General features: G+C 75.5%; 11 protein-coding genes. 6 read left to right on the top strand and 5 right to left on the bottom strand.

Annotated elements, in window-relative coordinates; all coding sequences use genetic code 11:
- The first annotated feature begins 155 nt into the window (after window positions 1-155).
- The 6 genes from BCF33_RS08440 (at window position 156) to BCF33_RS08415 (ending at window position 7339) form a co-directional block, all read left to right on the top strand.
- Complete coding sequence (locus BCF33_RS08440) at window positions 156-1196, top strand: sodium:calcium antiporter (RefSeq protein WP_106160516.1); 1041 nt, start codon at window positions 156-158, stop codon at window positions 1194-1196.
- Window positions 1197-1250: 54 nt separating this feature from the next.
- Entirely contained in the window at window positions 1251-1565 is a 315-nt protein-coding gene (locus BCF33_RS08435) for a hypothetical protein (protein ID WP_211292370.1), read from the top strand.
- An 86-nt stretch (window positions 1566-1651) separates the two neighbouring features.
- Window positions 1652-2791 (top strand): succinyl-diaminopimelate desuccinylase, encoded by a 1140-nt coding sequence (gene dapE, locus BCF33_RS08430; protein ID WP_106160515.1) that lies wholly within the window; start codon window positions 1652-1654, stop codon window positions 2789-2791.
- A 26-nt stretch (window positions 2792-2817) separates the two neighbouring features.
- Entirely contained in the window at window positions 2818-3480 is a 663-nt protein-coding gene (locus BCF33_RS08425) for a TIGR04282 family arsenosugar biosynthesis glycosyltransferase (protein WP_245883781.1), read from the top strand.
- 10 nt (window positions 3481-3490) lie between these two features.
- Complete coding sequence (rnr, locus tag BCF33_RS08420) at window positions 3491-5746, top strand: ribonuclease R (RefSeq protein WP_106160514.1); 2256 nt, start codon at window positions 3491-3493, stop codon at window positions 5744-5746.
- A 123-nt stretch (window positions 5747-5869) separates the two neighbouring features.
- Window positions 5870-7339: a lytic murein transglycosylase gene (locus BCF33_RS08415; RefSeq protein WP_106160513.1), complete on the top strand. Its 1470-nt coding sequence runs from the start codon at window positions 5870-5872 to the stop codon at window positions 7337-7339.
- On the opposite strand, the gene BCF33_RS08410 is transcribed toward BCF33_RS08415, so the two are convergent.
- The 5 genes from BCF33_RS08410 to gpmI are packed head-to-tail and all read right to left on the bottom strand — an operon-like array spanning window position 7333 to window position 12321.
- Window positions 7333-7830, bottom strand: coding sequence for a hypothetical protein (locus BCF33_RS08410; RefSeq protein WP_146132803.1), 498 nt, complete (start codon window positions 7828-7830; stop codon window positions 7333-7335). The two genes, BCF33_RS08415 and BCF33_RS08410, sit on opposite strands and share 7 nt — an antisense overlap.
- A gap of 28 nt (window positions 7831-7858) precedes the next feature.
- Window positions 7859-8359 carry an RNA pyrophosphohydrolase gene (locus BCF33_RS08405; RefSeq protein ID WP_106160511.1) on the bottom strand — a complete coding sequence of 167 codons (501 nt, stop codon included), beginning with the start codon at window positions 8357-8359 and terminating at the stop codon, window positions 7859-7861.
- Window positions 8360-8372: 13 nt separating this feature from the next.
- Window positions 8373-9719 (bottom strand): S41 family peptidase, encoded by a 1347-nt coding sequence (locus tag BCF33_RS08400; protein ID WP_106160510.1) that lies wholly within the window; start codon window positions 9717-9719, stop codon window positions 8373-8375.
- A gap of 14 nt (window positions 9720-9733) precedes the next feature.
- Entirely contained in the window at window positions 9734-10825 is a 1092-nt protein-coding gene (locus tag BCF33_RS08395) for a murein hydrolase activator EnvC family protein (RefSeq protein WP_106160509.1), read from the bottom strand.
- Window positions 10822-12321, bottom strand: coding sequence for a 2,3-bisphosphoglycerate-independent phosphoglycerate mutase (gene gpmI / locus BCF33_RS08390; RefSeq protein ID WP_106160508.1), 1500 nt, complete (start codon window positions 12319-12321; stop codon window positions 10822-10824). Before gpmI ends, BCF33_RS08395 begins: the two co-directional genes overlap by 4 nt.
- Between the last annotated feature and the right edge of the window lie 10 nt (window positions 12322-12331).

The following is a 12331-nucleotide window of genomic DNA, read 5'->3' as shown; positions in this document are numbered from 1 at the left end:
TCCGGGACCGGCGAAGGGGCGGGCGGCACCGACATCGCGAGCGGCCGGCGCGCTCGCCAGAGGGGCCCGGGGCCGGGACGATGCGCAGATGGCCCCGGCGGGGCGAGGGTTCAAGCTCACTTGCCCCCGCGGCGTTCCGCCGCATGTAGGGGCCGATGCAGGACATCCTCCTCGGCCTGCCCTCCTGGGGCCTCGTCGCCACCTTCGCCGTGACGGCGCTGGTCGTCACCCTCGTCTCGATCAAGGCGACCTCCCTCGCGGACGCCATCGCCGACCGGACCGGCCTCGGCGAGGCGATGGTCGGGGCGGTCGTCCTCGGGGGGGCGACCTCGCTCTCGGGGGTGGTGGTCTCGGTCACGGTGGCCGCCCAGGGCGACGCCTCGTTCGCCATCTCCAACGCGGTGGGCGGGATCGCGGCGCAGACCCTGTTCCTCGCCATCGGCGACGCGGTCTACCGGCGCGCCAACCTCGAGCACGCCGCGGCCGAGCCGGCGACGCTGTTCCAGGCGGTGCTCCTCATCATCCTGCTGTCGCTGCCGCTCTGCGCGATCGCGGGCCCCGAGATCTCCTATCTCGGCATCCACCCGGTCAGCGTGGTGATGTTCCTGGCCTACCTCGCGGGGCTGAAGGCCGCGTCCGCCGTGCGCGAGAACCCGATGTGGGTCATCGTCCGCACGCCGCTCACCCGCTACGAGGCGGACGACCCGACCGAGGACCGGCGCCCCCTGCCGGTGATCTTCGGCCTCTTCGCCGCGCTCGTCGTGGTCATGGCGGCGGCCGGCTGGGTGATCTCGCAGCTGGGCACGTCCACGGCGGTGCGGTTCGGCCTCTCCACGGGCCTCGTCGGCAGCCTCCTGACGGCGGTGATCACCTCGCTGCCCGAGCTCGTGACGACGCTGACGGCGATCCGGCGCGGCGCGCTGCAGCTCGCCGTGGGCGGGATCATCGGGGGCAACACGTTCGACACCCTGTTCCTCGTGGCCTCGGACGTCGCCTACCGCGACGGCTCGCTCTACCATGCGGCGGCGCGCACGGACCTCTACTGGCTCGGCACGGGCCTCCTGATGACGTCGATCCTCCTCGCGGGGCTGGTGCTGCGCCAGCGCCAGGGCTTCGCCCGCATCGGATGGGAGAGCACCGGCCTCGTCGTGATCTACGCCACCGCCCTCGCCGTGCAGGTGGCCGCCGGCGGCTGAGGCTTGCGCCCGCCTGCCGCGCCGGGCACGGGGCGGGACGCGAAAGGACCGCCCATGCCCGAGAAGCGCCCGCAACAGGTCTTCACCCTCCTCGTCGAGGTCGGCCGCGCCGCCGGCGACGGGCTGCCCGAGGGGGCGAAGGGCGCCGGCATCCTCTGCTACGCCTCCGGCGTCGACGAGGCCGAGGCCGTTCGTGAGACCGTCCAGGTCCTGCGTCAGGCCGGGATGGCGCCCCTCGACGTCGCCGGCCACGGCACCCTGGCCGAGCGCGAGGCCGCCGGAGAGGAGATCGGCGAGGAGGAGCGCGCGCTGATGGACCGGGCGCTGGCGGAGAACGCCGTGATCGTCGCAGCCGTCGAGACGGCCTAGGCCGCCCCCGCGCGCGGCCCGCATCAGCCCCCCAGGCGGCGGCCGGCGGCGGTTGCGCGCCATGGGCCGGGCGGCGACAAGGCCGCATGACCGATCCCGCCGACCTCACCGCCCGCCTCGTCCGCTGCCCCTCCGTCACCCCGGAGGAGGGCGGCGCCCTCCGCCTTCTGGCCGAGGAGCTGGCGGCCGCCGGCTTCCACTGCGAGCGGATCGACCGGGGCGGGGTCTCGAACCTCCTGGCGCGGGCGGGCGCGAAGGGCGCCCCCCGCACCTTCGGCTTCAACGGCCACACGGACGTCGTGCCCACCGGCCCGGAAGGGGAATGGACCCATCCCCCCTTCTCCGGCGCCGAGGCGGACGGCCTGATCTGGGGCCGCGGCTCCGTCGACATGAAGTCGGGCGTCGCCGCCTTCGCCGCGGCCGCGATGCGGGTCGCGAAGGACCTGCCAGAGGGCGGCGCGATCCTCCTCGCGATCACCGGCGACGAGGAAGGCGAGGCCGTGGACGGCACCCGCGCCCTCCTCGATGGGATGGCCGCGCGGGGCGAGGCGATGACCGTCTGCCTCGTGGGCGAGCCGACCAGCCCCGACTCCTTCGGCCAGGCGATGAAGATCGGCCGCCGGGGCAGCATGAACGCCCTGTTCACGGCGACGGGCGTGCAGGGCCACTCCGCCTATCCCCACCGCAACCGCAACCCCGTTCCGGCCCTCGCGAAGCTGGTCGACCGCCTATCGACCCATCGCCTCGACGAGGGGACCGAGCATTTCGACCCCTCCAACCTCGAGGTGACGGGCTTCGACACCGGCAACCCGGCCACCAACGTCGTTCCCGGCGCCTGCCGCGCGATGGTGAACCTTCGCTTCAACGACCGCCACACCGGCGCCTCCCTGACCGAATGGCTCCGCAAGGAGGCCGCCGCCGTCGCGGAGGAGACCGGCATCGCCATCGACCTCTCCGCCTCGATCTCGGGCGAGGCTTTCCTGACGCCCCCCGGCCCCCTCTCGGATCTGGTCGCGGATGCGGTGGAGGCGGAGACAGGCCGCCGCCCGGAGCTCTCCACCTCCGGCGGCACCTCGGACGCGCGCTTCGTGAAGGACCACTGCCCCGTGGTCGAGTTCGGCCTGGTCGGCCGGGGCATGCACGAGGTGGACGAGCGCGTGCCCGTGGAGGACGTCCGCCGCCTCTCCGCGATCTACGAGCGCATCCTGCGCGCCTTCTTCGCGTGATCCCCGCCGCCCGGCGGCGGGTCCGGATGGACGGGCCGTTCCGCCGCCGCCTCGTCCTCATGGTGAAGGAGCCGCGGCCCGGCCGGGTGAAGACGCGCCTGGGGCGCGACGTCGGGATGGTGCCGGCGGCGTGGTGGTTCCGCCGCCAGACCGCGGCGCTGATCCGGCGCCTGCGCGATCCGCGCTGGGACCTCCTCCTCGCGGTCGCGCCCGACGCCGAGGGCCTCGCCTCCCGCGTCTGGCCCGCGGGCGTGCCGCGGGTGCCGCAGGGCGGGGGCGATCTCGGCGACCGCATGGGCCGCCTCCTGCGCTCCCTCCCGCCGGGTCCGGCCCTGATCTGCGGCGCCGACATCCCCGGCATCGACCGCCTCGCCGTGGCGGAGGCCTTCGCCGCCCTCGGCCGCGCCCCGGCCGTCCTCGGCCCCGCGCCGGACGGGGGCTACTGGTGCGTCGGCCTGCGCCGCGCCGCCGCCCCGCCCGCCCGCCTCTTCGAGGGCGTCCGCTGGTCCAGCCCTCACGCGCTCGCCGACACGCGGGCGACGCTTCCGGGCGCCGTCCTCGTCCGCACTCTCCGGGACGTCGACACCGCCGCCGATCTCCGGCCCCTCCCCGCCGGCGGGGAGGGCGCCCCCGCCTGGACGGCCCCCGGGCGGGGGCCCCTTGTGGCCGCCACCGCCCGCCCGTGCTAGCTCGCCCGCCATGGCCCTTCCCTCCAAGACCGAGATCCTCGACTGGATCGCCGCCCACCCCGCCGAGAGCGGCAAGCGCGACATCGCCCGCGCCTTCGGCGTGAAGGGCGCGCTGCGCACGGACCTCAAGCGTCTCCTGCGCGAGCTCGAGGACGAGGGCCACCTCTCGCGCCGCAAGAAGACCTATCGCGAGCCCGGCACGCTGCCCCCCGTCACCGTGCTGACCGTCCGCGCCACGCCCGACGGCGACCTGATGGGCGAGCCGATGGAATGGCGCGGCGAGGCGGACGCCCCCACGATCCTGATCCATCCCAGGGAGGGCGAGGCGCCCGGCGACGGCGAGCGGGTCCTCGCCCGGCTCCAGCGCCTCGAAGGGGCGGACACGGACTACGACGCCCGCATCATCCGCCGCATCGGCACCAACCCGCGCCGCGTCCTCGGCGTGTTCCGCAAGGGCGCCGAGGGCGGGCGCATCGTGCCGATCGACAAGGGCTCGGAGAAGGAATGGCGGGTGAGGGACGGCGACGCCGCCGGCGCCCGCGACGGCGAGCTGGTCGAGGCCGAGCAGTCCGGCCCCAGGCGCATGGGCCTGCCCCAGGCCCGCGTCACGGACCGGCTGGGCGATCCGTCGGCGCCCAGGGCCGTCTCGCTCATCGCGATCCACCAGCACGGCATCCCCGACAGCTTCCCCGACGAGGCGGTCGCCGAGGCCGACGCCGCCCGCCCCGTCCAGCTCGGCGAGCGCGAGGACCTGCGCGACCTGCCCCTCCTGACCATCGACCCCGCGGACGCGCGCGACCACGACGACGCCGTCTGGGCCACGCCCGACGACGAGCCCGGCAACGAGGGGGGCCACGTCCTCTGGGTCGCCATCGCGGACGTCGCCCACTACGTCACGCCCGGCACCGCCCTCGACGCCGAGGCCCGCCGCCGCGGCAACTCGACCTACTTCCCCGACCGGGTCGTGCCGATGCTGCCCGACGTGCTGTCGGGCGATCTCTGCTCGCTCCACGAAGGGGTGGACCGCCCGGTGATCGCCGTGCGCATCCGCCTCGCCCCGGACGGCGAGAAGCTGGACCACCGCTTCGCCCGCGCCCTCATGCGCTCGGCCGCCTCGCTGCCCTACGAGGAGGTGCAGGCAGCGATGGACGGCGACGTCTCCGGCCGCATCGCCCCTCTGATGGCGGAGGCGATAGACCCGCTCTACGCCGCCTTCCGCGCGCTCCAGGCCGCCCGCCGCCGCCGCGAGCCGCTGGATCTGGACCTTCCCGAGCGGCGGATCGTCCTCTCGGACGAGGGCGAGGTCACGTCGGTCGCCGAGAAGGAGCGCCTCGACGCCCACCGCCTGATCGAGGAGTTCATGGTCCTTGCCAACGTCTGCGCCGCCGAGACGCTCGAGGCCAAGCGGACCCCCCTCGTCTACCGCGTCCACGAGGAGCCCTCCCCCGAGAAGCTCGACGCCCTGCGCGAGGTGGCCGAGGCGTCGGGCCTCTCGCTCGCCAAGGGGCAGGTGCTGCGGACCCGCCACCTCAACCGCCTCCTCGCCCAGGCCGAGGAGGCCGAGGTCGGCGAGCTCGTGTCCCTCGCCACCCTGCGCTCCATGCAGCAGGCCTATTACAGCCCCCGCAACTTCGGTCATTTCGGCCTCGCGCTGCGCCGCTACGCGCATTTCACCTCGCCCATCCGGCGCTATGCCGACCTTCTCGTCCACCGCGCCCTGATCCGCGCCCACGGCTGGGGCCCCGATCCGAAGGCGGACGGGCTGACCCCGGAGGAGGAGGAAGGGCTCGACGCCGCCGCCGAGCACATCTCCGGGACCGAGCGTCGCTCCATGCTGGCCGAGCGGGACACCAACGACCGCTACCTCGCCGCCTTCCTCGCCGACCGCGTGGGATCGACCTTCGAGGGGCGGGTGTCGGGCGTGCAGCGCTTCGGCCTCTTCGTGAAGCTCGACGAGACCGGCGCGGACGGCCTGATCCCCGTCCGCGCGCTCGGGGGGGGCGAGTACTGGCGCTTCGACGAGGACGAGCAGACCCTCACCGGCTCCGAGAGCGGCACCGCCGTGGGCTTGGGCGACCGCGTGACCGTCAAGCTGGTAGAGGCCGCGCCCCTCACGGGCGGGCTGATCCTCGAGCCCGTCGAGATCGCCGGCCGCGCGCGCCGTCCCGACCCGCGCCCCGCCCGCCGGGGCGGGCCGCGCCGCGCGAAGGGCAAGGCCGCCGCGAAGGCCCGCAAGTCCCGCAAGGTCGCCCGCCGGCGCCGCTGAGGCGGGCGCCGCCCCGGCGCCACCCCGGCGCCGTTCCGCCGCCCGGCGCGACCCCGCCGCTTCCGCCGGGGCGCCCGCGCGCCTAGACGTCGTCCTCGAACCCGAAACGACAGGCCACGTCCCATGCGCCTCCCCCTCGTCCTGATCCTCGCCGCCGCGCCCGCCCTGGCCGAGATCGACGCCTCGGTCCGCCCGCCCGCCCGGCCGGCCCCTGCGCCGGCCTCCGAACCCGCGCCCCCCGCCCCGCTTTCGGCGGCGGTGCGGGACGCGGTCGCCCGCGCGCAGCAGCCCGCCGGTTCGGACGCACCCCCCGCGGCCCCGCCCCGCCCGGGGGAGGGGGCCGCCCCCGCAAGCGCCGGGGTCGCCACGATCGCCACCGCCGCGCCCGCCCGCGACACCGGCACGGCGCCCGCGCGGCCCGCTCCCGCCGCGGTGCCCCCCGCCGGGCCCGCGGACCTCTCGAACGGCGGGCAGCCCGCGCTCGATGCGTGGATCGCGGCCTTCCGCCCCCGCGCCCTGGCCGCGGGGATCGAGCCCGCGACCTTCGACGCAGCCCTCTCGGACGTCCCCTTCGATCCGCGGATCATCACCCGCGATCGCAACCAGACCGAGTTCACCAAGACCATCTGGGACTATCTCGACACCGCCGTCTCGGACGCCCGGATCGCGAACGGGCGCGCGGCGATGGAGCGGCACGCCGGCGCCCTCGCCGCCGCGGAGGCCGAGCACGGCGTCGACCGGCACGTCGTCGCGGCTATCTGGGGGCTCGAATCGGCCTATGGCGGCTTCAGGGGCACCGACTCGACCATCGCCTCGCTCGCCATCCTCGCCGCCGACCCCCGGCGCAGCGCCTTCTTCGAGGACCAGCTCCTCGCCGCCCTGCGCATCCTGCAGGCGGGCGAGGTCGCCCCGGGGGGGATGCGCGGCTCCTGGGCGGGGGCGATGGGGCACACGCAGTTCATGCCGACCAGCTTCCTGCGATACGCCGTGGACGCGGACGGCGACGGGCGGCGCGACGTCTGGGGGGACGATCCGGCCGACGCGCTCGCCTCCACCGCGCGCTACTTGGCCGCGCACGGCTGGACGACCGGCCAGCCCTGGGGGGTCGAGGTGACGCTTCCCGAGGGCTTCGACTTCACCGAGGCCCGCCGCGACAACCCCCGCGCGCCCGCCGAATGGCAGGCGATGGGCGTGCGGGCGGCGGACGGCGCCCCGATCCCGGACCACGGCCCGGCCACCATCCTCTTGCCCGCGGGGCATCAGGGGGCCGCCTTCATGATCTGGCCAAACTTCGCCGCGCTCGAGGCCTACAACACCGCCGACGCCTACGTGATCGGCGTCGGCCACCTCGCCGACCGGCTGCGCGGCGGGCCCGCCTTCGCCGGCGGCTGGCCGCGTGCGGACCGCGCGCTCACGGGCGACGAGCGGCGCGAGCTGCAGCGCCGCCTGACGGAGCGGGGCTTCGATCCGGGCGGGGTGGACGGGCGCATCGGCCCGCTGACGGTGGGCGCGGTGCGCGACTGGCAGCTCGCGGAAGGAAGGGTGCCCGACGGCTACGCCTCCCCGGCGGTGCTGGACGCGCTGCGTCAGTAGCCGCCCGGCCGGCAGCCCGCGCCCGCCATGCAGGCCGAGATCGTCCCGACGACCTCGGGCGCCGCGTCGAAGGCCCGGCCCCCGCAGGGCTCCGCCAGGAGGAGGTAGCCCCCCTCCTCGGCGACCTCCAGGAACAGCACCTGCCGCCCCTCGGCGGCGCCGCCGCACCAGGGGCCCGCGCAGGTCGCCGTCACCGTGACCGGCGCGTCGAAGGCCGAGGCGAAGCGCCCGTCCGCCGCCAGCGCCTCGCCCCGCACCCGGCCCGGCGCCGATCGCGCCCCGGGCGAAGGGTCGGCCGAGACGACGCGCCCCAGCGGCGCCTCCAGCGACAGCTCCCCCAGCACCACCACGAAGCGCTCGGGCGCCTCCTGCGCGGCGAGGAAGGCGCGCGCGGGATCGGGCGCGAGGCAGGACAGCGCGGCCGCGGGGCCCGCGGAGGTCGCCGCGAGGGCGAAGGCGAGGGCGGGGCCGAGGGGGGGCGTGCGTCTCATGCCCCGCATCATGCGGCGTCCCCGCGCGTCATGCGATGACGCCGGGCGCCCCCGGCATCAGCTCCGCGAAGACCCGCCGATAGACCTCGCGCTTGAAGGGCACGATCGCGTCCAGCACCTCCGGCGGCGTCATCCACCGCCAGCGCGAGAACTCCGCCGCGTGCCCCGTGCCCGAGATGTCCACGTCATCGTCCCCGCCGAGGAAGCGCAAGCGCAGCCATTTCTGCTCCTGCCCGCGGAACCGTCCGCCCCAGCGGTGGGGCACGATCTCCGGCGGCAGGTCGTAGGGGATCCATCCGGCCGTCTGCGCCTCGACGCGCGCCAGCCGGGCGGGCACGCCCGTCTCCTCCTCCAGCTCGCGAAGGGCGGCGGCGCGCGGCTCCTCGCCCGGATCGATCCCGCCCTGCGGCATCTGCCAGGCGCCCGGCCAGTCGATCCGCTCGCCCGCCCAGACCCGGCCGTCGCCGCGCGTCAGCACCACGCCGACGCAGGGCCGGTAGGGCAGGGCGGCGGCCGCCTCGGGCGTCACGCCCCCCGCTCCGTCATGGCTGCAGGGCCGCCAGCCCCTTCAGGATGTCGACCGCGTAGGCCAGCTGGTAGTCCTCCTCGCGCAGCTCGGCGGCCGCCTCGGCCAGCTCGCGCTCGAACTCGATCTGCTGGCGCTCCTCCTCCGACAGCTCGGAGGCCAGCGATCCGCGCAGGTCGGCCTCCGTGCGGCGGCGGCGCTCCTCCTCCTCCCGCTCGTCCTCCTCGACCTCCTCCTCGATGGCGGCGGGGTCGACGCGGGGCTGCTCGACGACGATGTCGGGCGAGATGCCCAGCGCCTGGATCGAGCGGCCCGAGGGCGTGTAGTAGCGCGCCGTGGTCAGCCGCATCGCGGACTGCCCCCGAAGCGGCATGACGGTCTGCACGCTGCCCTTGCCGAACGAGCCCTCGCCCACGACGATGGCGCGCTGGTGGTCCTGCAGCGCGCCGGCGACGATCTCCGAGGCCGAGGCCGAGCCGCCGTTGATGAGCACCACGATGGGCAGCCCCTCGGCGATGTCGCCGGCCTCGGCGTTGTAGCGGTCGGCGTCCTCGGGGTCGCGCCCGCGGGTCGAGACGATCTCGCCGGCGTCGAGGAAGGCGTCCGACACCTCGACCGCTTGGTTCAGCAGGCCGCCGGGGTTGTTCCGAAGGTCAAGGACGATGCCCGTGACGTTCTCGATGCCGCCCAGCGCCTCCACCTGGCTCTCGAACTCCTCGAGGAGGCCGGGGAAGGTCTGCTCGTTGAAGGTGCTGATCCGCAGGACGATCGTGTCCCCCTCGGCCTGCGAGCGCACGGCGATAAGCCGGATCGTGTCGCGGATGATCGAGACGTCGAAGGGCTCGGCGGTCTCCTCGCGGGCGACGGTGATCACGATCTCGCTGCCGACGGGGCCGCGCATCATCTCGACCGCCTCGTCGAGGGTCAGGCCGAGGACGCTCTCGCCGTCGACATGGGTGATGAAGTCGCCCGCCTGGATGCCGGCGTCGAAGGCCGGCGTCCCGTCGATGGGCGAGACCACCTTCACGAAGCCCTCCTCCTGGGTGACCTCGATCCCGAGGCCGCCGAACTCGCCCCGGGTCTGCTCGCGCATCTCCTCGAAGTCCTCGGTCGACAGGAACGAGGAATGCGGGTCGAGCGAGGTCAGCATCCCGTCGATCGCCGCCTCGATCAGCTCGCCCTCGTCGACCTCGTCGACGTATTCCGCGCGGATCCGCTCGAATATGTCGCTGAACAGGTCCATCCGTTCGTAGATGGTCGCCTCGCGCGCGGCCTCCTGCGCCAGGAGGGGGCCGGCCACCTGGGTGGCGACCACGCCGCCGGCCAGAACGCCGCCCAGCACTGCATACGCGAATTTCCTCATGCGGGTCTTCCCCTTCAAAGCGCGAACCAGCCGGCCGGATCGGCCGGCGCCCCGTCCACGCGCGTCTCGATATAGAGCGTCTCGCTGCGTTCCTCGCCCGCGCCGCGGTCGGCGTCCTCGACCATGGCGGCCGGGCTGCCGGCCCGCCCGCCCATCAGGCCCAGCGCGTCGCCCGCCGCCACGACCTGTCCGGGCCGGACATACACCCTTCCCAAGCCGGCGAGAACCGTCAGCCGATTGGCTGCGGGCTCCAGCACGATCACGTTCTCGTAGCCCGTCAGGGGGCCGGCATAGCGCACCGTGGCGGGTCCCGGCGCCTCGACGAGGGCCCCGGGCGCGGTCGCCAGGATTACGCCGGGGCGGATCGCGCCGGCGGCGTCGGGCTCGCCCGCCGCGCGCAGGACCGTGCCGGCGACGGGCAGGGGGCGGGGGCCGGCGGCGGCCGGCGCGTCCGGGTCCGGGGCCAGCGTCCCGGCGAAGGCGCCTAGGGTCTCGACCGCGCCGGCCAGCTCGGCGAGGCGCGCGGGGTCGTCCAGAAGGCGCGGGGGCGGCCCGGTGCGGTCGGCCACCGCCGTCGCCAGCGCCTCCCGCGCGGCGCGCGCGCCGGCCAGGCCCTCCTCCAGCACGGCCGCCGCGCCCTCGCGCAGGCGGCGCAGCCGCCGGGCCTCCCGCGCCTCGGCCGCCAGCGCGTCCGCCTCCGCGCGCAGCGCCGGCACCGCGGCGCCAAGCAGCATCCCCGCGCGCACGGTCGCCTCCGGCCCTTCGGGGTGCAGCAGCAGCAGGGGCTCGGGCGTGGCCTCGACGCGCGCCAGCGCGGCCAGCACCCGCTCCATCCGCGCGCGGTCCCGGTCGGCGCGCACGGCCAGCGCCCGCTCGCGCGCGGCCGATTCGCGCAGCCCCTCGCGGAAGGCCGACAGCCCCCGCTCGTAGGCGCGGACCAGCTCGGTCAGCGCGGCGATCCGGTCGCCGGCCTCCTCGGCCATCTCCAGCCCGGCGGCCATCTCGAGAAGGGCGGCCGCCGCGGCCTCGGCGTCCTCGGCGGGGCCGGCCCGCGCGCCGCAGGCCAGAAGGGCCAGCAGCGTCGCCAGCAGCAGCGGCCGCCTCACGCGATGAGGCTCCGGCCGGTCATCTCGGCGGGCGGCTCGATCCCCATCAGCTCCAGCACCGTCGGCGCCACGTCGGCGAGGATCCCGTCCCGCATCCCCGCGCCCTCCGGCCCGCCGACGAGGATCGCCGGGACGAGGTTCGTGGTGTGCGCGGTGTGCGGGCCGCCGTCCTCGGCGATCATGGTCTCGCAGTTGCCGTGGTCGGCGATGATCAGCGCCGCGCCCCCGGCCTCCTCCAGCGCCGCCAGCGCCCGGCCCAGCCCCCCGTCCACCGTCTCGCAGGCCCTGATCGCGGCCGCGAGGTCGCCGGTGTGCCCCACCATGTCGGGGTTGGCGTAGTTCACCACGATCAGGTCGACGCCCCGGACGATCGCGTCCACCAGGGCTTCCGTCACCGCCTCCGCCGACATCTCGGGCGCGAGGTCGTAGGTCGCCACGGCCGGAGAAGGGGGCATCAGCCGTTCCTCGCCAGGCTCGGGCTCCTCCTTGCCGCCGTTGAGGAAGAAGGTGACGTGCGGATACTTCTCCGTCTCGGCGAGGCGGAACTGCCGCAGCCCCTTCGACGCCACCCAGGCGCCGAGGCCGTTCGCGATCTCCTCCTTCGGGAAGGCGGTCGCCATGTAGCGGTCGTGCCCCTCCGAATAGGGCACCATCCCCAGCAGCACGAGCCGCGGCCGCGGGCCCGCGTCGAACGCGTCGAAGCCCGGATCGCCGATGGCCGCCATGATCTCGCGCGCCCGGTCCGAGCGGAAGTTCAGCATGAAGACGCCGTCACCGTCCTTCATGCCGCCGTAGCCCTCCAGCACGACGGGCTCGACGAACTCGTCCGTCTGGCCGGCCTCGTGCGCGGCACGGATCGCGGCGCCGGCATCGGCCGCCCGCGGCCCCTCGGCGCGCACCATGGCGCGGAACGCCTTCTCGACCCGGTCCCAGCGGTTGTCGCGGTCCATCGCGAAATAGCGCCCCGAGACGGTCGCGACCCGCGCGCCGTCCGGCAGCCCCTCCTCCAGCGCGGCGAGGTGGCGCGGCGCGCTCGTCGGGGCGACGTCGCGCCCGTCCGTGATCGCGTGGACCGCGACCGGCAGCCCCCGCGCCGCCAGGGCGCGCGCCGCCGCCACCGCATGGGCCGTGGTGCCGTGCACCCCCCCGTCCGAGGCCAGCCCGACCAGGTGGGCGGTGCCGCCGCGGCCGGCGACCTGCTCGGCGAACTCGGTGAGGCGGGGGTTGCGGGCGAAGGTGCCGTCCTCGACCGCGAGGTCGATCCGCCCCAGGTCCATCGCCACCGTCCGGCCCGCGCCGATGTTCGTGTGCCCCACCTCCGAGTTGCCCATCTGCCCCTCCGGCAGCCCGACGGGCGGCCCGAAGGTCACGAGTGTGGAATGCGGGCAGGTCGCCATCAGGCGGTCCATGGTGGGCGTGCGCGCCAGAAGCGGCGCGTTCCCCTCGCGCCGGTCCGTCACGCCCCAGCCGTCGAGGATGCAGAGCATGGTGGTCATGGCGCCGCTC

This window comes from Hasllibacter halocynthiae (assembly GCF_003003095.1).
GTDB lineage: Bacteria > Pseudomonadota > Alphaproteobacteria > Rhodobacterales > Rhodobacteraceae > Hasllibacter > Hasllibacter halocynthiae.
Note: the sequence above shows the minus strand (reverse complement) of the source record. Positions and strands in the feature narration are given on the sequence as shown.